This is a genomic window from Exiguobacterium sp. SRB7LM (assembly GCF_015712685.1).
GTDB lineage: Bacteria > Bacillota > Bacilli > Exiguobacteriales > Exiguobacteriaceae > Exiguobacterium > Exiguobacterium profundum.
Map to the genome: position 1 here is coordinate 2,505,339 of NZ_VWVR01000006.1, position 25,443 is coordinate 2,530,781.

The 25,443-nt window shown below is 48.2% G+C and carries 28 protein-coding genes; 18 read left to right on the forward strand and 10 right to left on the reverse strand.

Features of this window, described 5'->3' with window-relative positions:
- Nucleotides 1–147 precede the first annotated feature (147 nt).
- The 8 genes from F3H97_RS13635 to F3H97_RS13670 all read left to right on the forward strand — a co-directional run bounded on the left by F3H97_RS13635 (nucleotide 148) and on the right by F3H97_RS13670 (nucleotide 7,675).
- On the forward strand, nucleotides 148–414 hold the full coding sequence (locus F3H97_RS13635) for a CD3324 family protein (protein WP_041917957.1): 267 nt from the start codon (nucleotides 148–150) through the stop codon (nucleotides 412–414).
- A gap of 121 nt (nucleotides 415–535) precedes the next feature.
- Nucleotides 536–1,186, forward strand: a complete 651-nt coding sequence (locus F3H97_RS13640) for a FusB/FusC family EF-G-binding protein (RefSeq protein WP_196431661.1) — start codon at nucleotides 536–538, stop codon at nucleotides 1,184–1,186.
- Nucleotides 1,187–1,324: 138 nt separating this feature from the next.
- The gene (locus F3H97_RS13645; RefSeq protein WP_196431662.1) at nucleotides 1,325–2,692 is read left to right on the forward strand and encodes an alkaline phosphatase; all 1,368 of its coding nucleotides are present in this window, start codon (nucleotides 1,325–1,327) and stop codon (nucleotides 2,690–2,692) included.
- A gap of 107 nt (nucleotides 2,693–2,799) precedes the next feature.
- Complete coding sequence (locus tag F3H97_RS13650; protein WP_196431663.1) at nucleotides 2,800–3,465, forward strand: HAD family hydrolase; 666 nt, start codon at nucleotides 2,800–2,802, stop codon at nucleotides 3,463–3,465.
- Nucleotides 3,466–3,526: 61 nt separating this feature from the next.
- Complete coding sequence (locus tag F3H97_RS13655; protein ID WP_196431664.1) at nucleotides 3,527–4,021, forward strand: LURP-one-related/scramblase family protein; 495 nt, start codon at nucleotides 3,527–3,529, stop codon at nucleotides 4,019–4,021.
- Nucleotides 4,022–4,035: 14 nt separating this feature from the next.
- Nucleotides 4,036–4,578: an NUDIX hydrolase gene (locus F3H97_RS13660; RefSeq protein ID WP_196431665.1), complete on the forward strand. Its 543-nt coding sequence runs from the start codon at nucleotides 4,036–4,038 to the stop codon at nucleotides 4,576–4,578.
- A 10-nt stretch (nucleotides 4,579–4,588) separates the two neighbouring features.
- Nucleotides 4,589–5,122 carry a DUF1349 domain-containing protein gene (locus F3H97_RS13665; protein ID WP_370568595.1) on the forward strand — a complete coding sequence of 178 codons (534 nt, stop codon included), beginning with the start codon at nucleotides 4,589–4,591 and terminating at the stop codon, nucleotides 5,120–5,122.
- A 162-nt stretch (nucleotides 5,123–5,284) separates the two neighbouring features.
- A complete protein-coding gene (locus F3H97_RS13670; RefSeq protein WP_196431667.1) occupies nucleotides 5,285–7,675 on the forward strand; it encodes a carbohydrate binding domain-containing protein in 2,391 nt (796 codons plus the stop codon).
- A 47-nt stretch (nucleotides 7,676–7,722) separates the two neighbouring features.
- On the opposite strand, the gene mprF is transcribed toward F3H97_RS13670, so the two are convergent.
- Complete coding sequence (mprF, locus tag F3H97_RS13675; protein ID WP_196431668.1) at nucleotides 7,723–10,215, reverse strand: bifunctional lysylphosphatidylglycerol flippase/synthetase MprF; 2,493 nt, start codon at nucleotides 10,213–10,215, stop codon at nucleotides 7,723–7,725.
- A 173-nt stretch (nucleotides 10,216–10,388) separates the two neighbouring features.
- Between mprF and F3H97_RS13680 the strand changes: the two genes are divergently transcribed.
- The 4 genes from F3H97_RS13680 to F3H97_RS13695 all read left to right on the forward strand — a co-directional run bounded on the left by F3H97_RS13680 (nucleotide 10,389) and on the right by F3H97_RS13695 (nucleotide 13,275).
- On the forward strand, nucleotides 10,389–10,937 hold the full coding sequence (locus tag F3H97_RS13680; protein ID WP_159563222.1) for a bifunctional transcriptional activator/DNA repair enzyme AdaA: 549 nt from the start codon (nucleotides 10,389–10,391) through the stop codon (nucleotides 10,935–10,937).
- A complete protein-coding gene (locus F3H97_RS13685) occupies nucleotides 10,934–11,827 on the forward strand; it encodes a DNA-3-methyladenine glycosylase family protein (RefSeq protein WP_196431669.1) in 894 nt (297 codons plus the stop codon). The genes F3H97_RS13680 and F3H97_RS13685 overlap by 4 nt, the downstream gene beginning before the upstream one ends.
- Nucleotides 11,814–12,296, forward strand: coding sequence for a methylated-DNA--[protein]-cysteine S-methyltransferase (locus tag F3H97_RS13690; RefSeq protein WP_196431670.1), 483 nt, complete (start codon nucleotides 11,814–11,816; stop codon nucleotides 12,294–12,296). The genes F3H97_RS13685 and F3H97_RS13690 overlap by 14 nt, the downstream gene beginning before the upstream one ends.
- A 115-nt stretch (nucleotides 12,297–12,411) precedes the next feature.
- On the forward strand, nucleotides 12,412–13,275 hold the full coding sequence (locus F3H97_RS13695) for a DegV family protein (protein ID WP_196431671.1): 864 nt from the start codon (nucleotides 12,412–12,414) through the stop codon (nucleotides 13,273–13,275).
- Nucleotides 13,276–13,301: 26 nt separating this feature from the next.
- On the opposite strand, the gene F3H97_RS13700 is transcribed toward F3H97_RS13695, so the two are convergent.
- A complete protein-coding gene (locus F3H97_RS13700) occupies nucleotides 13,302–13,844 on the reverse strand; it encodes a histidine phosphatase family protein (RefSeq protein WP_196431672.1) in 543 nt (180 codons plus the stop codon).
- Nucleotides 13,845–13,871: 27 nt separating this feature from the next.
- Nucleotides 13,872–14,333, reverse strand: a complete 462-nt coding sequence (locus tag F3H97_RS13705; protein WP_196431673.1) for a DUF2691 family protein — start codon at nucleotides 14,331–14,333, stop codon at nucleotides 13,872–13,874.
- A gap of 191 nt (nucleotides 14,334–14,524) precedes the next feature.
- Here F3H97_RS13705 and F3H97_RS13710 point away from each other — a divergent pair, with 191 nt between their 5' ends.
- Nucleotides 14,525–16,024 (forward strand): malate:quinone oxidoreductase, encoded by a 1,500-nt coding sequence (locus tag F3H97_RS13710; protein WP_196431674.1) that lies wholly within the window; start codon nucleotides 14,525–14,527, stop codon nucleotides 16,022–16,024.
- A gap of 124 nt (nucleotides 16,025–16,148) precedes the next feature.
- On the opposite strand, the gene F3H97_RS15130 is transcribed toward F3H97_RS13710, so the two are convergent.
- The 4 genes from F3H97_RS15130 to adhP form a co-directional block, all read right to left on the reverse strand.
- Nucleotides 16,149–17,063: a methyl-accepting chemotaxis protein gene (locus F3H97_RS15130; protein WP_196431675.1), complete on the reverse strand. Its 915-nt coding sequence runs from the start codon at nucleotides 17,061–17,063 to the stop codon at nucleotides 16,149–16,151.
- A gap of 112 nt (nucleotides 17,064–17,175) precedes the next feature.
- A complete protein-coding gene (locus F3H97_RS13720; RefSeq protein ID WP_143180210.1) occupies nucleotides 17,176–17,703 on the reverse strand; it encodes a CarD family transcriptional regulator in 528 nt (175 codons plus the stop codon).
- Nucleotides 17,704–17,812: 109 nt separating this feature from the next.
- A complete protein-coding gene (locus F3H97_RS13725; RefSeq protein ID WP_196431676.1) occupies nucleotides 17,813–18,238 on the reverse strand; it encodes a MarR family winged helix-turn-helix transcriptional regulator in 426 nt (141 codons plus the stop codon).
- A 113-nt stretch (nucleotides 18,239–18,351) separates the two neighbouring features.
- Nucleotides 18,352–19,380 (reverse strand): alcohol dehydrogenase AdhP, encoded by a 1,029-nt coding sequence (gene adhP / locus F3H97_RS13730; RefSeq protein ID WP_196431677.1) that lies wholly within the window; start codon nucleotides 19,378–19,380, stop codon nucleotides 18,352–18,354.
- A gap of 195 nt (nucleotides 19,381–19,575) precedes the next feature.
- Between adhP and F3H97_RS13735 the strand changes: the two genes are divergently transcribed.
- The 4 genes from F3H97_RS13735 to F3H97_RS13750 all read left to right on the forward strand — a co-directional run bounded on the left by F3H97_RS13735 (nucleotide 19,576) and on the right by F3H97_RS13750 (nucleotide 22,660).
- Complete coding sequence (locus F3H97_RS13735) at nucleotides 19,576–20,316, forward strand: hypothetical protein (protein WP_196431678.1); 741 nt, start codon at nucleotides 19,576–19,578, stop codon at nucleotides 20,314–20,316.
- Between the two features lie 109 nt (nucleotides 20,317–20,425).
- The gene (locus F3H97_RS13740) at nucleotides 20,426–21,172 is read left to right on the forward strand and encodes a methionine ABC transporter ATP-binding protein (RefSeq protein WP_159563234.1); all 747 of its coding nucleotides are present in this window, start codon (nucleotides 20,426–20,428) and stop codon (nucleotides 21,170–21,172) included.
- A complete protein-coding gene (locus tag F3H97_RS13745) occupies nucleotides 21,165–21,827 on the forward strand; it encodes a methionine ABC transporter permease (RefSeq protein WP_196431679.1) in 663 nt (220 codons plus the stop codon). Before F3H97_RS13740 ends, F3H97_RS13745 begins: the two co-directional genes overlap by 8 nt.
- Before the next feature lie 20 nt (nucleotides 21,828–21,847).
- A complete protein-coding gene (locus F3H97_RS13750; protein WP_196431680.1) occupies nucleotides 21,848–22,660 on the forward strand; it encodes a MetQ/NlpA family ABC transporter substrate-binding protein in 813 nt (270 codons plus the stop codon).
- Nucleotides 22,661–22,695: 35 nt separating this feature from the next.
- Here F3H97_RS13750 and F3H97_RS13755 read toward each other — a convergent pair whose 3' ends face one another.
- The 3 genes from F3H97_RS13755 to F3H97_RS13765 all read right to left on the reverse strand — a co-directional run bounded on the left by F3H97_RS13755 (nucleotide 22,696) and on the right by F3H97_RS13765 (nucleotide 24,907).
- Entirely contained in the window at nucleotides 22,696–23,532 is an 837-nt protein-coding gene (locus F3H97_RS13755) for an aldo/keto reductase (RefSeq protein ID WP_196431681.1), read from the reverse strand.
- 78 nt (nucleotides 23,533–23,610) lie between these two features.
- Entirely contained in the window at nucleotides 23,611–24,573 is a 963-nt protein-coding gene (locus tag F3H97_RS13760) for an HAAS signaling domain-containing protein (protein WP_196431682.1), read from the reverse strand.
- On the reverse strand, nucleotides 24,560–24,907 hold the full coding sequence (locus F3H97_RS13765; protein ID WP_074035166.1) for a PadR family transcriptional regulator: 348 nt from the start codon (nucleotides 24,905–24,907) through the stop codon (nucleotides 24,560–24,562). Before F3H97_RS13765 ends, F3H97_RS13760 begins: the two co-directional genes overlap by 14 nt.
- 128 nt (nucleotides 24,908–25,035) lie before the next feature.
- On the opposite strand from F3H97_RS13765, the gene F3H97_RS13770 reads away from it, so the two are divergent.
- Nucleotides 25,036–25,437, forward strand: coding sequence for a hypothetical protein (locus F3H97_RS13770; protein ID WP_196431683.1), 402 nt, complete (start codon nucleotides 25,036–25,038; stop codon nucleotides 25,435–25,437).
- Nucleotides 25,438–25,443: the final 6 nt, after the last annotated feature.

Genomic DNA, 25,443 nt, shown 5'->3' on the forward strand with positions numbered 1-25,443 from the left:
TCTTCACGCACTCATGCAAAGCCATTTGGACGAAAGGCGATCACTTGCATGGGGCGAAACGAATACCTTGATCGCTTGATTTTAACGTAAACCACTTGGCTTTGCTCCCTTATCGGATTGGATTCATTCAATAAGGAGCGAGGTATGATGAAGTACGTCAATGCGCAACAAATCCTGCCAGAACGATTGTTGCAAGAGGTGCAACAATACGTACAAGGTGAAACGTTATATGTGCCGACCCCGACTGACACGAAACGGAAATGGGGGTCGGTCAACGGTGGAAAACAATTACTTGATGAACGAAACGAAGCCATACGCGCAGCGTTTCGGAACGGAGAGCGAATCGAAAATCTGGCCATGTCCTATCATTTGGCGACGCACACGATTCGAAAGATTGTATACCGTTCGACATGAAGGAGGTACGACTAGTTCGCTAGTCGTGCCTTTTTAGGTCGACTATATTTCTTAATCAAAGTGTACACAGTAAGGAAGCATTGTTTCCTGTAAACTGAGAATTAAGGAAGGGGGCGACAAAATGTCAGATCCATTTATTCAAAACGAACAATATAATCTCATCAAAGAACAAGTGATGCTCGTCAAAGAGAGTCGAATGCAAAGCCTGCCGCCTTCTGTCTTGCGAGCAGTCATCGACTTGGCACAATCGAAAGTGATGTATGCATTCCCTGAGGCAACGACTGAACAACTAAAGCTGTTACAGTTCACAACGCTACAGACGAACGAAGCGTTCGACGAATATATGCAACGATTACGAGAATGGGTTCAACCATTTCCCGTTATTTCTGCCGAGCAACTGAAGAGTTTGTTCCCGAAACAAAAGAAGCTTCGTTTACCGGAGTTATCCGATGTTGATTTTGGACGACTCACGTATCTAGGTTGGAACGATGGACGTTCCAATCAAAAGTTGATGATTTGCCAATACGAAGGTCAATTGATTGGCATTGCATGTAAACCGAGTACGAATACGAAGAAAAATATATGTGCCTTTTGTAATCAGTTCACGGATGTGACGTACTGTGTCACGATCACCAAAGCGAAACAAGCGAAAAATCCGGACTATTACAAAGCCATCGGCACATATATATGTGTCGACAGTAAGACGTGCAATGAGCACATCACCAGCCAAGAGGATTTGCATACTTTTGTTCATACAGCGTTACAGGCCTGACGAGAGAGTCGGGCTTTTTATTTTGGCGAAGTAGGCGTATTTACAAAAACCATACAGGGCTGTATTCATTCTGAAAATGTATCTTTACAAACGTCCGTTAGGCTACAGGAGTAGTACATATTCGGGAGGGTTTACTAGATGAAAAAGACAATGAAGAAGTTCGTTCCACTGGCAGTCGTTTCAACGCTCGCACTCGGAGGCATCGTCGGGGTACAACATCAAAACGAGGCAGAGGCGAAGAATTCAAAAAATCATAAGGCGAAAAACGTTATCTTTATGATCGGCGACGGGATGGGCGTGCCGTATACGACAGCACTTCGTTATATGAATGATAATGAAGAGACGGTGGAGATGGAACCGACAGCCTTCGATCCACATTTAGTAGGTATGCAATCGACGTATCCTGAAGACGATGCGGAAAACGTGACCGACTCGGCAGCCGCCGCGACGGCGATGAGCTCTGGTGTCAAAACGTATAACAACGCGATTGCCGTTGATAACGACAAAACAGATGTAAAAACGGTACTTGAACAAGCGAAAGAGAATGGAATGTCGACAGGACTTGTCGCGACGTCTGAAATCACGCATGCGACACCGGCTTCTTACGGGGCACACGAGGAGCAACGTAAGAGTGAGAATGCGATCGCCAATGATTATTATGATGATTTGATTGATGGGGAGCATAAAGTGGACGTCATGCTAGGAGGCGGAACGAAGTTCTTCGAACGCTCAGACCGTAATATCGCCAAGCAGTTCCAAGAAGACGGCTACAGTTACGTCACGTCAGCAGAAGAGATGAAGCAGGACGATAACAAACAGGTACTCGGTCTATTCGCGGAAGTCGGCATGGATAAGATGATTGACCGTTCAGACGAACAACCTAGTCTTGCGGACATGACGACATCCGCTCTTGATCGACTGAAAGGGGATAAGGATGGATTCTTCCTCATGGTAGAAGGAAGTCAAATTGACTGGGCCGGACATGACAACGATGTTGTCGGCGCGATGAGTGAGATGAAGGACTTTGAGCAAGCGTTTGAGGTCGTTCGTGACTTCGCCAAAGAAAACGGTGAGACGTTAGTCGTCGTGACGGCGGATCACTCGACTGGCGGTATTTCAGTTGGGGCGGACGGGAACTATAACTGGGATCCGACTCCGATTCAAGCAGCGAAACGTACTCCAGACTTCATGGCGAAAGAAATCGAAGCTGGAGCGGACGTAGAAGCTGTCTTACGTGAGAACATTGATTTGGAATTGACGTCTGAAGAGATTGCTTCTGTGAAGAAAGCGGCTGAGACGAATGACGTCACGAAAATCGACAACGCCATCGAGAAAATCTTCGATCAACGTTCGGGAACGGGTTGGACGACGGAAGGTCATACGGGTGACGACGTGCCGGTATATGCGTTCGGACCACAACAAGAGAAGTTCGTCGGCATGAGTGATAACACCGATCAAGCAAAACGAATCTTCAACTTGTTGAAGAATAAAGGGAAAATCAAATAAGTAAGGGAATATGCTAAGACTACGCGGAATTCCTGCGTAGTTTTTTTATTGTGAGGTTGTCGTATGATAGACAGACAACCATGATTCGATTAACGAGGGGGAAGCGGATGAAACACGCAGTGATTTTTGACATGGACGGAACATTGTTTCGGACAGATTTGATTTTGGAACGGGCGCTAGATGAAACGTTTGATCATTTACGAAGTGAAGAAAAATGGATAGGTCCGACACCGATTGATCAATATCGGAACATCATGGGGGTACCGTTGCCAGTTGTTTGGAACACATTGCTCCCACAATACGATGAGCAAACTAGAGAAGAGGTCGATGCCTATTTCTTAACACGACTCATCAAAAACATTGAAATCGGGAATGGAGCATTATATGCAGGGGTGCTCGAGTTATTTGAACGATTGAATCAGCTGAATCACCCAGTCTTCATTGCGAGCAATGGCTTGGTGGATTATTTACAAGCCATCGTCACGCGTTATGAATTGGATCGTTGGATCACAGAAACTTATAGCATTCAACAAATCGACACGTTGGATAAGGGCGATTTAGTGGCTGAAATCGTGAAGAAGTATGAACTGCAGGAGGGCTTCGTGGTAGGTGACCGATTATCGGATATCTCGGCTGCACGAGCGAACGGACTCATTTCGATTGGCTGTCGTTTTGACTTCGCACAAGAAGTAGAGTTACAAGAAGCGAATTATGTTGTGAATCACTTGGCAGAAGTTCTCGATATCGTTTCAAAGGAGACGGCTTCGCTATAAGTGAATCGATTTCTGGATTGGACTCGTAAGTAAAGGACTACAACAAATCGGAGGGATCATCATGCACACGCTCTACATGAAACAAAAAGTGTTTAGTCTACGCGGGCGCTTCACCATCAAGGATGCTGACGGACATGATCAATATTTCATCGAAGGTAGCTTTATGAAGTTTCCGAAGTCGTTTGAAATTAAAGACACGAGTGGTCAGACGGTCACAACGATTACGAAAAAGACGTTCAGTTTTTTGCCGAAATTTTTTGTGGAAGTGGACGGCACAGATATGATGACCATCTCGAAAGAGTTCTCGTTTTTCAAACCGAAATATTCCATCGATGCGGCCGGGATCGATGTCCAAGGCGATTGGTGGGACATGGACTTTAATGTGACGAAGAACGGACAATCGATTGGAAGTGTGCAAAAGAAATGGTTCTCGTGGGGCGATAGTTACGAGATTCGTGTCGAAGAACCGGAGATGGAGCACCTTCTTATCTCTATCGTCGTAGCGATCGATTGCGCGAAAGCAGATCAAGCAGCGGCATCTAGCGCAGCAACATAAAGGGGAGTAATCTAATGGAATTTTGGGACGTCTATACGGTCGACCGGGAAAAGACCGATCGCACGTGGAAACGCGGAAGTCGATTGCCGAAAGGAGAATATCATCTTGTCATCCACGTATGTATCTTTAACGAGAAGGGCGAGATGTTGATTCAACAGCGCCAACCGTTCAAGGATGGTTGGGCCAACATGTGGGATATCACAGTCGGTGGAAGTGCCACGGTAGGAGATACGAGCCAGCAAGCCGCCATGCGGGAGCTCGAAGAGGAGATTGGACTCAAGCTTGATCTATCCCAGACGCGACCGCACCTGACAGTCAATTTTGACGAAGGGTTTGACGATATTTATTTGGTCGAAATGGAAGTGGATTTGAATGAGCTGACGCTTCAAGAATCTGAAGTACAGGCCGTGAAATGGGCGGATGAGGCGACAATTCTGCAGATGATTCAACAGCATGAATTCATACCGTATCACACACCGATGATACCGTTACTGTTTGCCATGCGAGGACAATGGGGAGGGATAAATCATCATGCATACGTACAAGTGGATAAATGAACCAAAAAGCGTGAACAGATTTGAACCGCTCACTTTCCGCACTTTGCCAGATACGGACTTTTGGCGAAATACACATTACGGATTCAACCGCATGACGGCGCATGCACGACTAACAGACATCAAAGCCAAACGATTTACATGTCGGGCGACAATCCAGATGGAACCGAGCCATACATATGATCAGGCCGGGATCGTCTTATATGTGAACGATGACCATTGGATCAAGACGTCTGTCGAGTACATTCCGGATGGACCGTCCCATCTTGGCGCAGTCGTCACCTCGTTTGGCTATTCAGATTGGTCGACACGTGATTTTTCAAATGACATGGTTCGCAATTCGTTGACGTTTGAAATCGTGTATACAGATGGAGATGTGGAGATTTTCTTTGAATATGGTGACGGTATGCGTGAACAGCTTCGCATTGCCCATCTCCATGACGTATCGACATTACGCATCGGTCCATATGCCTGTAGTCCGGATGCGAATGCGACAGGTTTTGACGTGACATTTTCGAATTGGGAACTACGGGAAGCATCGACGTGAGTCGGTGCTTTTTTATGTGTCAGTTTGATTTCACTTCCGAAAAGTGGTTGAAGTTTTAGCAAAGAAAAATCTATAATGGATTTATCGAAAGCGCTTTCGGAAATCGCTTTCAAAAGTACGGGCTGACATATGACAATCATTTATCCTAAAGGAGGACGCACGATGAAGAAATGGGTTGCACTCGCACTCGGGACAGGCCTTGCCCTATCCTTGCAACAAGAGGTGCCGGCTGAAAAGAGTTCAAAAGCCGACGATGCTAAGTGGAAACTTGTCTGGTCAGATGAGTTTAGCAAGTCTGAAATCGATCACTCGAAATGGAATTTTGAAACGGGGAACTGGATTGTCGACAAAGATGGAAATCCAGTCGCTGCCGGTTGGGGAAACAATGAGAAGCAATTTTACACGGACAAAAACGAAAACGCTTTCGTGAAAGACGGGAAGCTCGTCATCCGTGCAAAGAAAGAACAAGCATCGGATCAATTCGGTACCTATGATTACACATCGGCGAAGTTGACGACGAAGGGGACGTTCAGTAAGACATATGGTCGTTATGAGATGCGAGCCAAACTTCCAACCGGTAAAGGACTGTGGCCGGCGTTTTGGATGCTGCCAGAAGAAGACCGCTACGGTGGTTGGGCCGCATCAGGTGAAATCGACATCATGGAGTCGTGGGGCAGTCAGCCAGATAAAGTCGCGGGCACGATTCACTACGGAGAAACGTGGCCGAACAACAAATATACGGGGAAAGATTATCACTTCGCAGAAGGTGACGGCATCGACAAGTGGCATACATATGCGGTCGAGTGGGAACCAGGTGAGATTCGTTGGTATGTAGACGGTCAGCTCTATCAAACGCAAAATGACTGGTATGCGAAAGAAGCGAACAAAGCATCGAAATATAGTTACCCTGCACCATTCGACCAAGATTTTTACTTGATTATGAACTTGGCGGTCGGTGGATGGTTCGATGGGGACGTGGACGAGACTACACCATTCCCGGCAGAGATGGAAGTCGATTACGTCCGTGTGTTTGACTTGAAGAACGGGAAGTATCGTGATGCTGTCGAACCGACGTACTCGGATGAAGAAATCGTGTTACCGGAAGGTGCGAAACAACCTCTAGATGATGGAAACCTTGTCTATGACGAAGACTACACTGAACCAATTACGAGGGTAACGAACGGTGCGCAGGCGCTCAACCCGACGTATTGGAACTACGTGGCGCTTCCTGACTTTGGTGGTGTCGGCTCTATCGATGTGATCGACTTGGCGGGGGCACGATTCGCCGACATTTCGATTGATCAGGCAGGAAGCCAACCATACTCGCATCAATTGATTCAAAACGTATCGCTCGGAAAAGGTGGACACTATAAAGTGACGTTTGATGCTAAAGCGGATGCGGCGCGTTCAATCGCCGTTAAAGTCGGTGGTGGTCCGGAACGAGGCTATGCGAAATATTCAGATGAAGGGTCATTCGATTTGACGACAGACGTCCAAACGTACTCGATGACATTCGATATGACCGAAGAGACTGACCTTGCGGCACGTCTCGAGTTCAACGTTGGACTCAGCACGTCGGGTGTCCAAATCGGGAACGTCCGTGTCGAGCAGACGCCTCGTGAGGCATTCGATCCGAATGCGACGAAGCCGATGCTCGGAGACGGGAACCATGTATATAACGGTACGTTCGACCAAGGTGCGATGGATCGTATGACGTATTGGACGTTCGACCCAGGTGTCACGAAAGGGACAGGAACGGTCGATTCAGTAGAGCGTCTCTTCCGTTTTGAAACGAACAAGAAAAAAGGAGCACCGGCAACGTTGGTGCAACAAGGCATTCAATTGCAAGAGGGACATGAATACGTTCTTCGCTTCAAAGCACGTGCAGAGCGTGTAGACGGTCTGCTAGTAGGATTGAACGGAGCGAATGAGGATGCCTACCTTCCGCTAGAGCGTATCGCGCTATCTGGAGCGTTCGATACGTATGAAATTCCGTTCACGATGGAAGCCGGAACCGACCTCATGAGTCAGCTTCAGTTCATTCTCGGTTCTGAAAAAGGTGTGATTGAAATCGATGACGTCGAATTGCGCGATGTCACACCGGTTTATATCGACCCGTTTCCTCTAAAAAACGGAGCATTCACAGAAGGTCTCACACACTGGGGCTCCTATGTCCACTTTGACGCACAGGCTGCTGTCGAAGCGGTGAACGAGGCGGCACATATCTCGATTACGCAAGAAGGGAACGAAGCGTGGAGTGTCCTCTTGGAACAAGGGGGTCTTGAGTTACAACAAGATCAAACCTACGTCGTCCAATTCGATGCATCCTCTACTGTCGCTCGTTCATTCGAAGTGACGTTAGAGAATGTCGGGTACTATCGCTATTTGAGCGAAGTCGTAGCGGTCACACCAGAAACGAACACGTACACGTTTGAAGTGACGATGCCGGTGACAGATGTCACAGGATTGAAGTTCTTGATGGGACGCACAGAAGGGTCGCCACTCGGGGCTCATGACATCACAATTGACAATGTGAGTGTGACGTTGAAATAAGATGATACGTAAAACAGGAATTTCTCACGATGAGAAATTCCTGTTTTTTAGCGTTTCCGACTAATCAATCGCGCTGTCCGTAAAATCGAGGGTAGTAACTTCCGGCGTTGACGAAACGCGAGATAGCGTCCTTCCCACGACGGTTTGAACTTCTGTTTGAACTGTCGTAAGCCACTGAACGGATAGATGTAACTGATGTTTTCAAAAATGTCGGCGGCGACGCGTTCCGGCCAATGGGAGAACGTCTGCTCTCCGACGGCAGCAAGTGGTGCCACGCCGAGCCCGACATGATCATGGCCTTCTGCGCGAGCCCATTCGATGATGTGAAGGATCAACACTTCAATCGATCCGGTCGGCGCATCATTTTTCGAACGCATCAAATCGATGGAGATGGCCCCGTCTCCTCGGAGTAGCGAAATGAAAGCTACGACGACACCGTCCGCATCTCGCAACAAGGCAATCGGATAACGCGTCAACGTTTCATAATCGAAGAATCCGAGAGAGAAGCCTTTCTCATTTCGATTCCCAATCCATTCGTCTGAGATGTCTTTTAACTCTTGTAACAGCAAGAGGCTCGGTTCACAGACGATGTCGAACGTGATCCCCTTCTTCTCAAACTGATTGTAGAGAGAGCGCATATTTGCACGCTTCTTCCCGGATAAGGAGAAGGCCGAGACGTCAATCGTCGCCTCTTCCCCTAATTTGAAGAACGTGAACCCGGCATCATGAAGGCGAGGCATCCAATTCGGTGTAATTTGATAAAATAAAGGGATATACCCGATTCGATCCGCATCTTCAATGAATCGCGTCAAAAGAGAAGTCGCAGCCTGCTTCTCGCCTTGGATATCACCAAGGACGATGGCATGGTTCCGAGTCGTCGCAAACAACAGACACGCATCTCCGGACTCATTCATGTAAAAACGCTTATCTGCCATATGGGCCAAGTCAAAACTGCTCGATGTGGGCTGTGTTGCTTGGAACTGTCGGATGCGATGTTCATCATAGGCCTCTCCAAGCGCCGGACGTTTCCAACGATCGAACAAGAGCAGGAGTACACTTGCTACGATTGAAGTTAACAATAAGACGAACGTCGTCAACCAACCAGCTTGATGCGATGTGAAGAATAAGTTGTCTGTACCTGCGAATGACTGCAATAAGAGGGCGTGGGTTCCGACATAGAGCAGGACGTAAATCAAGCTTCGGATGAGACGTCCTGTCGTTAAAATCGACCGGTATCGGACGTGTCGTTTACGTGTCAACCAGACGAACATCGCAAATCCGATGACGACGAAGGTCTCAAACAGGTTTAACCCACGAGCGATGACACCGATGGTCGCCAAGATGAAGGCAGTGTTGAGTAACCAGAGTGTTCGTTTTGTCCGCACATACATGCCATAGACGGATAAAAACATGAGAAGTCCGGCACTCAATAAGAAAAGGGTCCCAATCCATTCAAACCAGCGATTCACTTCATAGAGCGGCGTCACGCTCGGGAGAAGCGTCTGGAACCAAATCAACAGACTGCTCATGAGTGCGATGAGACTTCCAGTCAAGCGTCCAATCTTCGCAAGCGTCCGCGAAACGACGCGCCAGACGACGGTCCCAATTTCATAAGAGGATCCGATGATTGGTCGATATTCGATCTGTTTGACGACCTGGTCCCCAAACGCGATGGCTGCAAGAAAGAGTCCAATTAAAAAAGGGACGACAAAATAAACGAAGCGATAGATGATCAAGGAAGACAAAACGATGTCTTGATGAATCCCAAGTTGAGTCATCCCGACGAGATACAGTAAGTCAAATGTTCCGGCACCCCCAGGGACGAGGGAGACGACACCGACGACCGTCGCGACGATGAATACCCCGAAGAGTTGCACGAACGAAGCCGAACCGTCTAGTAACGTCAAAGCATAAATGGCGACGATTCCAGCGGTGACCCATTCTGCGAGTGAAGTCATCGTATACCCGAGCAGAGTAGACCATCCGACGTTTGATCGGCGTGATGTGACGAATAAATAAAACGGGAGCATCGCACTCACGGCGAGTAACACCGGCCAAATCCATGGTTTCGTACCGACGAGCCCACTAGCTGGAAAGATTCCGAGGAGCACACCGATGGAAAGAATGGACAGACCACTGATTAGTGTCGGGGTCATCCATCCGATGGCACGGAGCAATCGTTTCGTATCCGTATAGGGACGATAGAGGGAGGTGCGAAGCGCAATTCCAATCACGCCGCCGAAACCGAGCATCCCGTTCATCGAATTCGTGATCCATGCCGTTTGAACGATTTTTCGTTTCGGTAGCTCGATATGTAAAGAGCGTAGCAGGAAATAGTCATAGCCCGTCATCGTCAAGACAGCGAATCCACCGAGCAGGATGAGTGTGAACTGTTCCCAACCGGTCAATTGTTTCAATGTCGTGAAGGCGGTCGCGAGCGAGAGGTCTTTCAACTCTTGTCCGCTCTGAATCAAAATCAAACCGATTAACGCTATAGGAATGAGCCATTTTAATTGTTTCAATGAAAAACGAGTACGCATTGCGATCTTCTCCTTATCTGCCATAGAACTGACAGCATCTTCTGTCTAAATCGTACTATAGGATACGAATGAAATCTGTAAAACGTTTCAAAAAGAGGGGATTGTAAGCGCAAGAAAGAGGACGAAATGTTGATTTTAGATTTGCTACAGTGAGAGGAGAAAGGGGTGTGGAGATGCTGACGTTTGACGAAAAGTGGGCGAAAGTGCTCGCCTGCGATGCAACTTACGATGGATTATTCTATACAGCCGTGAAAACGACAGGGATCTATTGCCGACCATCGTGCCGATCCCGTAAACCGAAGAAAGAGAACGTTGATTTTTATTTAACGAGAGAAGAAGCGGAGACGAACGGTTTCCGACCGTGCAAGCGATGTCAGCCCGAAGTCGAGCATGCCCCACACCGTGCGCTCGTTCAACAAGTGACGACATATCTCCTGAACCATTACAAACAACCCATTCGCCTCGAACAGATTGCCGAACACGCGCAACTTAGCCCTTTTCATTTGGAGCGGACATTCACTCAAGCGACAGGAGAGACACCGAGGCAGCTACTAGAACGGATTCGGATCGACAAGGCGGCATATTTATTACGAACGACCGATATGAGTAATCTGACGGTCTGCTATGAGGTCGGGTTTCAAACACCATCGAACTTTTACCGCGTGTTCCGGCAAGTAAAAGGCTGTACACCGAACACATATCGAAAAGGAGAGGACATATGACAGAGATGCTACTTGCTGTACAGCAGCCGTTTGATTTTCAAGAGTGTCTCGTCTTTTTGAGTCGGTCAGAACAAGAAGTGCTCCATGTGACAACGCCTGACACGGTTCGAAAGCTGATGCGAATCGGGGAAAGGCTCATCCTGATCGAGCTTCAAGAAGCGGAGCATCACATTCGTGTACGGTTCCCAGTCGATGAAGTTTCAGACACAGAAAAGGAACGTGTCGCACGTGAGGTACGAGACTGGTTAGACCTTGAGCGCGATTTGAAGCCGTTTGAAACGATGGGGGAGAAAGATGAATTGCTGGCTCCTTTGATTGAAGCACATCGCGGATTACGGATGATTGGCTTCCCAGATTTGTTCGAAGCACTCGTTTGGGCCATTATCGGGCAACAAATCACCTTGTCGTTTGCTTATACGATTAAACTGCGCTTCGTTGAACGCTATGGAGACCAACGAGTCGTCGAAGAAAGCACGTACTGGATGTTCCCGCGGGCGGAGCGAATCGCCTTGCTCGAACCGGAAGAGTTACGTGAGCTTCAGTTCAGTCGCAGGAAAGCGGAGTATGTCATTGATATTGCACGGGAAATAACAAATGGAGACCTGTCGAAAACGGCTTTACAATCACTCTCTTCAGCTAATATCCGTGAACGGTTACTGGCAATCCGGGGTGTCGGAGAATGGACGGCAGACTATGTGTTGATGAAGTGTTTTCAGGACGCATCAGCCTTTCCGATTGCGGATGTCGGATTACATCAAGCGATTCAGCATCAGTTAGGGACATCGAAGAAGCCCACGATTGAAGAGGTGAAACGTTACGGTGAATCGTGGCAAGGTTGGGAAGGATACGCGACATTTTATCTGTGGAGGTCATTATATGGGAACGTATAAATTAGACGTGGAGACACCGATTGGCATCCTGGAAATCATCGGGACGGAGCAGGTCGTTCAATCGATCTTATTCGTCGAACGTGAAGGGACGCAATCACCTGAATCAGATATTCCAAATGTATTGCGACAGTGCCGGGAGGAACTAGACGCCTATTTTCGCGGTGGGCGTATGACGTTCACGTTTCCGACTGAGCAAATCGGGACAACGTTTCAGCATGACGTGTGGGATGCGTTACAAACCATCCCGTATGCGGAGACGGCTTCTTACCGTGAACTCGCCGAACGTGTGAAGCGACCTGCTGCTGTCCGCGCAGTCGGAGCGACGAACGGACGCAACAAGCTGAGCATCGTCGTGCCTTGTCATCGCGTCATCGGATCAAATGGGAAATTGACGGGCTATGCCGGTGGACTTTGGCGAAAAGAATGGCTCTTGCAACATGAAAAACAAGTTGCACATCAACCCCAGTAAAAAAACATTTAACCCTCCAAATCTGCTACACTAGAAGAGGTCCTATCGTGACGTCGGAATCGACGAAGTTATAGGATGATTCCCGTCACTCATGGAGAAAGTTTTGGAGGAATACATGATTAAATTATTAGCAGATTCGACGTGTGACTTATCAGATGAAGTGCTTGAACAGTACAATATCGGGGTCGCACCGTTGATCATTACGATGAACAATATGTCTTACCAGGACCGGGTGGATATCCAGCCGGATGATTTTTACGGAATGTTGGAAGCGCTCCCGGAATTCCCGACGACGGCGATGCCGAGCCCGGCGACGTTCTTGAAATTGATGGAAGATGCGGTCGCTTCGGGTCACGAAGAGATTTTATGCATCTGTATGTCGAGCGGCACGAGCGGCTCGTATCAGTCAGCTGTAATCGGAAAAGAGTACTTTGAAGAAGCGCATCCTGACTCACCTGTCAAAATCCATGTCGTCGACTCTCGTTCGATGAGTCACGGTAGCGGCTGGCTGTTGCTGAAGAGCGCACAGATGCGTGAAGCCGGTGCGACGTTCGAAGAGCTCGTTGACTTCAATGAGACGTACAAGACGAAGGTGAAGCACTTCTTATCCGTAGATGACCTCGACCACTTGATCAAGAGCGGACGGATCTCAAACGCGAGTGCTATCATCGGGAAACTACTGATGGTAAAGCCCATCATGAGTATGAAGAACGGGAAAGGTGCCATTGTTGCCAAGGAACGAGGCACCCGTAAAGTGCTGAAGCATTATACGGACGAGTTCGTGAAACGCGTCAACCCGGACATCACGAATTTCGTGATCATCGGGTACACATCGGACCAACGGATTGCGGAGAACTTAAAAGCGAAGCTCGAAACCGAAACCGATTTTGCCGGCGAGATTTACCTCATGCAGATGGGTGTCTCGGTCGGGACACATGTCGGGCTTGGTGCCATCTCGATGTTTTTCGTAGAGAAGTGACAAAAGCCGTCTCATCGCGAGACGGCTTATTTGTTGGGCCAAATATGCTCGATGACCGGTGTGCTGTCATGATAATCGAGACGATAGACATCTGGGTTACGCATCTTACGCCATGTCTCAAAGTCATATTGTGGGTCAAGATGTTGCAATAGGAGTGCGAGCAGATTGCCGTGCGTCACCAATAGAGTCGAAGCATGCGGAGCTTTGGCGTGCGCGACGACTTGTAGGATGCGCTGCGTCGCCTCCTCAGCCGATTCGGCACCAGGCAACTTGAACGTCGGGTCGCTGAATGACTGACGTAATGGGGTCAGCCAGTCTTCGAGCGGTTTGTGAGATAGGATGCGTTCTCTCAGTAACGGTTCACGTTCAATCGAAAGGTGATGAGCATCGGCGAGGGGCGTGACCGAAGCGACTGCACGGGTATAATCGCTTGAGATGATTCGGTCGATTGTGAGTTCAGAAAAGAAATCGCGAAGCCATAAAGACTGGGCGTGACCGTCTTCTGTGAGCGGTGCGTCAGGTTCTTGGCCCGCGGCTGAGCAGTGGCGAATCAAATAGAGTGTGGGCATATGGATTCTCCTCTTCAAAATGTATGGTTACCAGCAGGATAAGCGTGTCCTCGAGTCATTATGACTTGTGATGTATGTGACGTCTTCAAATCCATGCCAAGAAGCATTTTCGTAAAGGGAATTGAGCATCTCTTGGTCTTTACAGTAGATTGTGACGTCTTGACTGTCCGTCACCAATAGAGCGAATTCACACGTACTATGTAAAAAGTCTTCATACGTTGCGATTTCCGAGGACATATTCGGTTGGAACGCCTTGATATCAACGAAAATCAAATAGTGTTCATGTTGTGTGAGCAGTTCAGCGAATTGACGACCATCGATTACGATCGAATCCGAAAATAACAGGCGATTCAGGTGTCCATCTTTTACAATATATGATTCCTCATCAATCACTTTCCATCGGTATTGATCAAGAGGGATTGGACTTAAGATTGCTTTTAGAAATTGCCCATATTGATTGGGAATTGTAAAACGTAAACCACGCCTCAAAAGAACACCTCCTTCATTTGATGGGATCATCCCATTTTCATAAAAAGTTTCAGCACAAAAAATCATACATAACCCTTATCATTCATCACAAAAGAGTTATAATCGGTATAACGATTATAAAATATACGATGGAGGAATGGGGATTCTTCAATCGTATGACAAAAAATTCAGGGGATAAGGATGGGGTTTTCATGAGCAGTACGCAAACGAGAACAGACGTCATTTTGATTGGGGCAGGGATTATGAGCGCAACGCTCGGTTCACTCTTTAAAGAGCTCGTACCGGAGTGGAACATCAAAGTGTTCGAAAAGCTCGATGCAGCAGGGGAAGAAAGTTCAAACGAGTGGAATAACGCAGGTACGGGACATGCCGCACTTTGCGAATTAAACTATACAACAGAGAACGCAGACGGGACGATTGACATCTCCAAAGCGGTCAACGTCAACGAGCAGTTCCAAATCTCGCGTCAGTTTTGGGCGCATCTCGTCAAGCAGGGACTGATTGAGAATCCAGGAGCCTTCATTCGTTCGATCCCACATATGAGCATGGTCCAAGGGGAGAAGAACGTCGATTTCTTGAAACGCCGTTTGGAAGCGCTCACAGCGAATCCGCTGTTTGAAGGCATGGTCTTATCGGACGATCCGAATGAATTACGGGAATGGTTCCCGCTCATCATGGACGGACGGACACCGGATGAACCGATTGCTGCGACGAAAATCGACTCAGGGACAGACGTGAACTTTGGCGCATTGACACGTATGTTGTTTGACCATCTCACATCGAACGGGGTCGAAGTCAACTATGGCCATAGCGTCGAGGACGTGAAGCGCCTCGAGAACGGTCATTGGGAAGTGAAAATAAAAGACATGTCTCAGAACACGATTGAGACGCATACGGCACCGTTTCTCTTTATCGGAGGCGGTGGTGGCAGTTTGCCGCTCTTACAAAAGACAGGGATTCCGGAATCGAAACAAATCGGAGGATTCCCGGTCAGCGGTCTCTTCCTCGTTTGTAAAAATCGCGAGGTCATCGAGCAACATCACGCCAAAGTGTATGGTAAAGCGAAGGTCGGGGCACCACCGATGTCGGTCCCGCATCTCGACACTCGTTTTATCGATGGACGCAAAGAGTTGCTGTTTGGACCGTTCGCCGGCTTCACACCGAAATTCTTAAAAACAGGATCGAACTTGGATTTGATTCGTTCGGTCAAGCCGAACAACGTCATCACGATGCTTGCCGCAGGGGCGAAAGAGATGCCACTTACGAAATACTTGATCGAGCAGGTACTCTTATCTCACGACAAACGGATGGATGAACTCCGTGAATTCATCCCGAATGCCAAGAATGAAGATTGGGAGATCGTCGTGGCAGGGCAACGTGTGCAGGTCATCAAAGATACACCGCAAGGAAAAGGAACGCTTCAATTCGGAACGGAAGTCGTCAGTGCCGAAGATGGGTCGGTCGCGGCGCTTCTCGGTGCTTCTCCAGGCGCATCGACGGCCGTGCACGTCATGTTGAAAGTGCTCGAGCAGTGCTTCCCGCAACACTTACCGGAGTGGGAAGCGAAAATCAAAGAAATGGTACCGTCGTATGGATTGAAGCTTTCGGAACACCCGGATTTATTCAAGACGATTCACGAATCGACAGCGGTCACGCTCGGTTTAGAGGAAAAGGACATGGTCCACAATTAATTGATTCAAGACGAGCATACAATCGTATGCTCGTCTTTTGTATAGAAAAAACTCCCTTCAAGAGATAGACAGGTTATATTATTTAACCTGTCTACTTTTTAGGGAGCTTATCATATCGGGTCGCTCATACCATTTTGAGAAACGTCTTTGCCTGCTGTTCGAGAGTAGCGGCTGAATCTGCTAATTTTTCGAACTCTCGGACCGTCTGTTCGAGTTGTCCCGAGCTATCTTTGACTTTATGAGAAATTCGTCCGATGCTCATCGACACGTCATCGATGCGTTTCACAATGCCTTCAATGTTGTTGTTCACTTCTGTAATGGAGAGTGAGACTTTGTTTGAAAGATTGCGCACCTCTGTCGCGACGACATTGAAGCCGCGTCCATGTTCACCTGCGCGTGCCGCCTCGATTGCGGCATTGAGTGCGAGAAGGTTGGTTTGGGCAGCGATTTCACGAATCGTTCGGACAATATCCGTGATCGTTTTCGCCTCTTGTTGGAGAGCATGTAAATGCTCTAGGTTTTGAGTCGACTCTTGTTCAATCAGTTTGACGTTTTCGAGTACGTGTTCTCCGTCTTGTTTCCCGATTTGGGACTGGGCAGATAAGTATTCAGACGTCTCTTGAAGATTATTCGCCATGTGGAGTACGTCTTGTTGCCGTGACGTGATATCGGCTGCAATCTTTGAGACGCCGATGACGTTCTGGTGGGCATCATCGAAGATCGGCATGTAGGTCGCCTCTAGCCAGACACTATGACCATCTGCGGCACGTCGTTCAATCTTGTCGTGATAACTCAACCCTTGCATGAGCTTACGCCAAAACAGGTCGTATTGGGGACTGTTCGCGAACTCGGGCAAGCAAAGATCACGATGGGGGCGTCCCATCAGTTCCTTGACTTCGTACCCCATCGTTTTGGCAAAAATCTCATTGACGTAGGCGACACGGCGATTTTCATCAAAGCGAATGATGGCCAGATTGTTTTCGATTGCCCGAACGACGTGCGTGTCGGTGACATGGGTCGTACTAGAGTGCAGTTGCATCCTAACATCCTCCCTATATCATAAGGTATATTTGTTTTAGGATACCCGAAAAATGTAAAAAAAAGTATATTATTTTAATAGAACAAAAAAAGACCACTTCCACTGGAAGAGGTCAAGGTGTGAGTGTCGCCATGCTTTCATGTAAGTACTCGCCAATCGTGCGCTCGATGTCGCTCTCTGAACGCTCGAGGGCAAGGGAGAGCTCTTTCACCAAAATCGTTTTGGCGTTCTCTAAAATCTTACGATCTTGCTCGTATAGTTTTTTGTTCGCTTGAAGTGCCTCGATTTGTCTACGGCTCAATGTATTCACCACTTGGGCAATCTCATGACGGTTTCCTGAATGCACGACATTCAAGAATTCACGATTGCGGTTGTTGGAATGCGGATTCCATTCCACGCCAGGTGAGCGGAACGACTCTAAAATCTCTGATGCCTCATCTGCTTCGAGTAACGTCAACATCATCACGTTGTCATTGTCGACGGGAATGCTGATCTGCAACTTTTGTGAGTTGTTGATGGGGTGAAGCGTATAGTACGATTTCGTCTCTCCTGCGACCGTTTTGTCCGAAATGTCGTCGATGCGACATACGCCATGGGTCGAGTAGATGATTAAGTCTCCAGTTTTAAACAAGTCGATCACCTCTTCCTTACCTATAAGCATAGTCATTCAGAAGATGAAATGTCAACTAGGTTGACGTTTTTGTCCATGTATGCATATGAAAAACCGTGTCGCCTTCAAGCCGACACGGTCATAGTTTCCAATCCACGCGCAGAATGGTTTTCAGATGTTCGAACGCTTCTTGACCGATACTTTCTTGTATCCGTTGCTCAAGCTGCGCTTTGAGCGTCTCGTTTTGCTCATAACAAGTATGACCGAGGGAGGTCAACTCGATACATTTGTCTTTTCGATTTTGCGGATGGTCTGTCACAAGAACGAGCGCTTTACTCTCTAGGTTCTTGATCAGTTTATGAGTCGCTTGTCGAGAAATATGGACACTGTGCGTGACTTCGGCAATTGTTGTTTTCGACTGATAAAGTGTCGCGAGAATATACCACTCCGAGTTCGAGAGTTGGATATCACTTTGTTCATTCCAAGATTGTTCACTCATGCGTCGAACTTGATCATTTCGCTCTGACAATAAATCAAGTAGACGGGTTGACGTTGATGGAGTCAAATCAAGTCACTCCTCTTTCATTTCCGGCTTTTAGACGTTCCTAACTATACAAAAGCAACTATCCCCCGTCAACGTCAATCTAGAACAAAACGAGGCACGAGGCCCCGTTCCGATTAGCAGTCTTTATTTTTGAAGTCGATGACCATGCGTCCTTGAATTTTCCCTTGCTCCATCTCTTCGAACACGTCTTGCACCTCGTGAAGACAGCGTTTATGAACAACAGGCACAACGAGCCCTTCTGCCCCGAACTGGAAGGCTTCTTCTAAGTCTTTCCGTGTCCCGACGAGTGAGCCGACGACTTCGATTCCATCGAGGACGAGACGAGGGATGTTCAAGTCCATCGTTTCAGAAGGAAGACCGACGGCGACCACTTTCCCACATGCTCGGACTGCATTGACTGCAGAATTAAAGGCGACTTTTGAGACGGCTGTGACGACAGCGGCATGAGCCCCACCGAACTTCTCTTGTACGATGTCAGCTGCATCTCCTTCAGTCGATGGGTTAATCGTCAAATCAGCTCCACTCTCTTTGGCGAGTTCGAGCTTATCATCGTTCAAATCTACGGCGATGACGTGTGCGTTGAAGACGTGTTTCGCATATTGGATGGCCAGGTTGCCGAGTCCACCGCAACCGTAGATGACGACCGTCTCCCCAGGTTTCACGTCGGCAACTTTGATGGCTTTATACGTCGTGACGCCGGCACATGTGATGCTCGAAGCTTGCGCAGGGTCCAATCCGTCAGGTACTTTGACGGCATAGTCGGCCACGACGATACTTTGTTCAGCCATCCCGCCGTCCACGCTATATCCGGAATTTTGAACGTTTCGACAGAAAGTCTCTCGGCCTGTCGTACAATATTCGCAACGACCACATGCATGATACATCCAAGCGATACTGACGCGATCGCCAACTTTCAAACTCGTGACATCGTCGGCGATTTCAGATACGATCCCAATCCCTTCATGACCGAGCACCCGTCCTTGGACATCTCCGAAATCACCAGCTGCGACGTGAAGATCCGTGTGACATACGCCACAGTACTCGACATCGACGAGCGCTTCGCCTGCTTGTAATGGACGTAGTTCCTTTTCGACGACTTCGATGTTGGCCTTGCTTGCTGAATTGACGACGACTGCTTTCATGTGTGAACACACTCCTTGTGAGAATTTAGCAAACCTGATGAAAAATCCCTTCTCAATCACATCGTCAGGATAGCACAAAAAATGGAATGAAAGCGCTTTATTTTTGAATAGCATTTGTCTGAAAGATGAACTTTTCTCACACAAAGATTTAGGGGAATAGAGATAGAGAAAGTAGACGAAAGGAGTGTTATTTATATGACACGAACAGCGTTATTTCACACATATAAATCAAAGATTTTGCAGCTATCAAATTTAGAAGAAGAGACGTTGAAAAATGAAGACTTTTTGTTAGACCGTGATGAAAAGAAACAACTTGAGATCTATTACGCACCGTTCGAATACATCAATCCGGATGCGAAAGTCGTCATCGCGGGAATCACGCCAGGCTTGTATCAGATGCGTCAGTCGTTTGAGGCGATCCGTGACATGAAGGATGCGACAGATGAAGAGGCGCTTCGAGCCGTCAAACAGCGTGGCAGTTTTTCCGGTCCGATTCGAAAGAACTTAGTGACGATGCTGGACGATTTGGAGTTACATCATCATCTAGGGATCGAATCCTCCCTCGATTTGTTTGGATCAGCGAACCATCTCGTTCAAAATACAGCGGTTCTTCCTTATCCTGTTTTCTATAAAGGCAAGAACTATAACGGATCGAGCCCGGATATGATTCGAACGGAGCTGTTTCGATCATACGTAGAAGGAGTCTTCGCAGAAGAGATGGCCCATCTTCAAGATGCGCTCATCTTACCGATGGGCGTGAACGTGAGGCGAGCCGTGGAATTATTGGTTGAGCGAGGTCTTTTGAATCAGGAACGCGTTTTGAGCGGTTTTCCGCATCCATCTGGTGGTAATGGGCATCGCCATCGCATCTTCGCCGAAAATCGAGACGCCATGAAACGACACATTGCTGAACATTTCAAACGACATCCACTCTGAACCGCAGTGCGGTTCTTTTCATGTGAGCACATGAACTGACATCAACTCTTTACTTCGCTAAAATGATAAACGGTTGACTCACTCACGAGATGTAGAAAGGATGTCTGCCATGATCACATTGTCGTCCGTCCATAAGCGTTATGGACAAGAGATGGCCGTTCGCGATGTATCGCTTCACATTCGAAAAGGGGAGATTTACGGCATTATCGGCGCGAGCGGTGCCGGGAAGTCGACGCTCCTTCGATTGATGAATTTGTTGGAGAAACCGGATGCCGGGAGCGTCACGGTCGATGGCGACCAGTTGACCGAACTCTCTAATCGGGAACTACGCAAGAAGCGACATCGGATCGGTATGATTTTTCAACAATTTAATCTAGTCGCGAATAAGAACGTGTTTGATAACGTCCTCGATTCACTGAAACTTGCCAAGCGGCCGAAAGCATCATGGGAAGCACGCGTGATGGAATGTCTCCGGTTCGTTGGACTCGAAGCGTATCGCGATAAATATCCTTCCCAGTTGAGTGGGGGACAAAAGCAACGTGTCGCCATCGCTCGGGCACTCGCAAGTGAACCGAGTGTACTCCTATGCGATGAGCCGACCTCTTCACTCGACCCGAATACGACGGCGGAAGTGCTGCGTGTCCTTCAGTCGGTCAATGAAAAACTCGGCGTCACCGTCGTTCTCGTCACGCATGAGATGGATGTCATCCGTCAAATCTGTCATCGCGTCACCGTCATGGCAGACGGATCCGTTCATGAGACGATTGAGAGGGAGCCAACAGGGGTGGTCGCCATCGATCAGAATCCAAGTTGGTTCGTCGAACAGTTGCGAGAGGAAGGTGAAGCGAATGCCTGAAATCTTGGTCCGCTATCAATCAGAGATTTGGCAGTCCATTGCCGAGACGTTCATTATGGTCGGGGTATCGATTCTCGCCGCGATTCTAGTCGGATTGCCGTTAGGCACGTGGCTTTACCTTTCGCGTAAAGGACAATTGTTAGAGAATCAAATCGTCTTCTCCGTCCTTAACCTGGTCGTGAACATCGTCCGGTCTTTCCCATTCTTGTTACTCGTCGTGTTTTTGATTCCATTTACACGGCTCATTATCGGGACTGCCATCGGAACGGCTGCAGCGACCGTACCACTCTCCATCATTGCCATTGCGCACTATGCGCGACTCGTCGAACAGTCACTGATTGATGTCCCACGCGGCGTTATCGAAGCGGCACTCTCGATGGGCGCATCGGTTAAAGACATCATCTTTAAGTTTCTTTATGTGGAAGCCCGGTCCGGTCTCGTCCTCGGATTGACCACATCCATCATCAGTTTTATCTCATACTCGACGATTATGGGAGTCGTCGGGGGTGGTGGCATCGGTGACTTTGCCATCCGTTATGGATATCAACAGTTTCAGACAGAACTCATGCTCCATATGATTCTCATCATGCTCGTCTTCGTACAGTTGATTCAATTCACGGGCACGATCGTGGCGCGAATCATCGACAAACGTTAAACAGAAAGTAGGAAATGAATATGAAAAAATTGATGGCACTTCTAGCCTCACTCACACTCGTCCTCGCAGCATGTGGGAACGATACAGAAACACAAACGGAACAAGTAAATGAACCACAGACGTTGAAAGTCGCATCACTCATCCCACCGATGACAGATATGCTTGAAATCGCGAAAGAACAGCTCGCAGAAGACGACATCGAACTCGAAATCGTCGTTCTCGGAGACAACGTCCAACCGAACTCGGCACTTGCAGCGAAAGAAGTCGATGCGAACTTCTTCCAACACGTTCCGTATATGGAAGAGTTCAACCGCAGCAACGATGCGAATCTCGTTCCCATCGAACCGATTTATTTCGCAAATTATGGTGTATACGCAAAAAACTATGACAAGATGGAAGACATTCCGGAAGGCGCGACAATCGCCATCGCCAACGACGTATCGAACATCGACCGTTCGCTCTCCCTGCTCGCACAGCATGATGTGATCGAGCTCGGAGAGAAAGAAGGCACGTACTATACGCAGGCTGATATCACATCGAACCCGAAAAACTTCAAATTTGAAGAAGTCGATTTATTGATGCTCGCGCGCGCGTACGATGATGTCGATGCGGTCTTGATGACACCGGCTTACGCTGCACCGCTCGGTTTGACACCGAAGAGTGACGCACTCTTAACAGAAGGCGTCGAGAATGATTTCGCCATCACGCTTGTCGCACGTGAAGACAACAAGGATGACGAAGCGATCCAAAAACTCGGCGAAGCGCTCACAAGCGACGAAGTCCGTGCGTTCTTGCAAGAAAACTATGATGAAACGGCCATTCCGGCGTTTTAAACAAAAAAGATTGAGCCATCTGGGCTCAATCTTTTTTAGTACTCTTCGTATTCTCGCGGGTCTTGGTCATCGATGCGACCATCCGGTTTCGTCAACGCATTGAGCGTCTCCATCTCTTCCTCGGTCAATTCGAAGTTGAAGACGTCGAGATTCTCTTTTTGGTGCAACTCGCTAGACGAGCGGGCGAGCGGGATGACACCAAGTTGCACGTGCCAACGTAAGATGACTTGAGACACGCTCTTTCCTTTTTGTTTGGCGAGCTCGGTGACCTTTTCGTCATGGATGACCGTGCGGGCGCGACTGAGCGGGCTCCACGCTTCTGTGATGATGCCGCGTTCTTTATCGGCTTGCCGCTGTTCGACTTGAGAGAAGTACGGGTGTAACTCGATTTGGTTAATGACCGGTGTTTCTCCCGTTTCTTCAATCAAGCGGTCAAGGTGCTCCGGCATGAAGTTCGATACCCCAATAGAGCGGATCCATCCGTTTTTCTTCGCTTGAATCAAGGCACGCCATGCCTCGACGTACTTGTCTTGTTTCGGGTTTGGCCAATGCAAGAGGAACAAATCCCAATAGTCGAGGTTCGCTCGATATAGGGACTCTCGAATCATCTCGAGCGCCTGGTCGTAGTCATAATATTGCGCGCGCAGTTTCGATGTTAAGAAAAGTTGTTCACGCGGGATGCCGGATTGGCGAACCGCTTCACCGACCGCGCCTTCATTATCGTAGCGAATCGCCGAATCGATGAGTCGATATCCGTTCCGGATGGCGCATGTGATGGCGTCGACCCCTGCTTCACCTTTCAAATAAACCGTCCCGAGTCCGATGGCCGGAATCTCATAACCGTCATGTAACTTGATTGTTGGAATACCCATCAAATGCCTCCCCATTCAAAATCCGTTCTCTTCTCCGCTATTCCACTTTCATCGGAAATGAAACGTTTGAATGTGAGGTCAACGTCGAAACGCTTTGATCAAACCTTCTGCCAAATCGAGGATACACACGATGATGATGGTGAGTAAAACACTCCAGACGCCCCAACGACTGATTGTTTCGAGGTCGACGTTGATTTGCTCAGCAATCAACGAGAGGGCATTAGAAGAAATTAAATCAGGGTGCAGTAAAATGAGCGCTGTGACGACAATCCATACGATATTGAAGAGCGCGTTCCACAAGGCGAGCGGCTTTGTCCAATGTCGAACCATCCATTTGTAAATGGCGATGGCGATCCCAAAGGCGGCCAGGGCGATGACAAACGGGAAGAATTGATCCAAGACCGACGCATTGAGTAGCGGATAGGATTCACTATCTGTGACGACACGAATCAACTGCTCGGCGTTGACATACAATACGACCATCAGAACGGTGGCGATAAAGTCAAACAAAATCGAACCAAAAGAAATCGAGGTCGAACGTGGTTTTACTTTCTTGAGTTGTTCAGGTTTCCAACTAGAGAAAGGAACTTCGCCCTCAGGTACAGCACGTTCAATGATGAAGAACGTGAGGGTGATCCAGAATAGCGTCTGAACGACGACATTGAAGATAGCCGCCCCAGTTTGAAGGAATGCTTGAATCAAGAATTGACTCCAAGACATGTCGTCGATGGGATTGGTCAAATAACCGATGATGGAGAGAATGGTGACAACCGTGACGGCAATCGGTAAGACGATTTTGATGATGTTCACGTACTGTGTGAAGAGAGCAGGACCGATGAGATAAAGTGGTCGGTTCGCGTAGCGAGCAGCGAGGATTTGAGGGTCGCCGAGTTGGCGCAATGCTTCAAATAAAGCCGCTTCAGACGGGTCATTTCCAGTCATGTCATCAATGGTCGATTCCAATTCGAGTGCGACGTCTTGCCGCATCGACTCTGGGATTCGAGAGGTGACTTCATCGATATACACATCACGAAGATTCATGATCATTTCCTCCTTCAATTAGACGGGTCAACGTTTTCGACATGTTCATCCATTCCACGTACAACTCATTCAAAATGTCCATCCCATCCGAGCTGAGCACGTAGTACTTGCGTGGTCGACTCTCTGTCGTATCCCAGGAACTCGTGACGAGTCCTTGTTTTTCAAGTCGACGCAAGAGCGGGTAGAGCGTACTTTGATCAATATTGATATCGGCATCTAGCAGTGCTTGAACGAGAGAATAGCCGTATTGGGGTGTCTTCAACTGACTGAGCACCGCAATCGTCAATGTGCCGCGCCGCAACTCCGTCACCAACGAGGCTTTTACATCAGACATTTTTTCGCCTCCTTCATTCGTTTATCTTTATACTGTATATCATACACTATAAGTTATCATACATCAATGTGAATAAAAGATGTTGAGTCATTTCCTGATTTTGGGATAATAAAGAGGAGGTGATGTTCATGAAGTGGTGGTGGATTCTTGGAGGTGTGGTGATCGCCAGTTTATTGACGATCAATGCGCAATGGTATGGGCATGCGGCGACGTTTGGAGTGCCGATTGGCTGGATCATCATGCTGCTAGTCTTGGCACAGTTTCGAAAGCCGACATCGACTCTTTGGGCGGCGTCGGTCGGAGTGATGAGTGTAGGGGCGGCGATTTTGCTTTCGATTCCGAGCTACTCGTTAGCCGAGGCAGAAGAGGTGTTGAACAAAACGTACAATGACGTGGCGTACATGGAGAGCGTTCCGACGACCGGGGGAGAATGGAATCCATTCTCCCCTCGAGTAGGCTATCGGTTTGAAACGGAGAGCGGAGACTCGATTTTATTCATCCCGGACTCGGGGAAGACGTTTGAACTATAAAAAAGC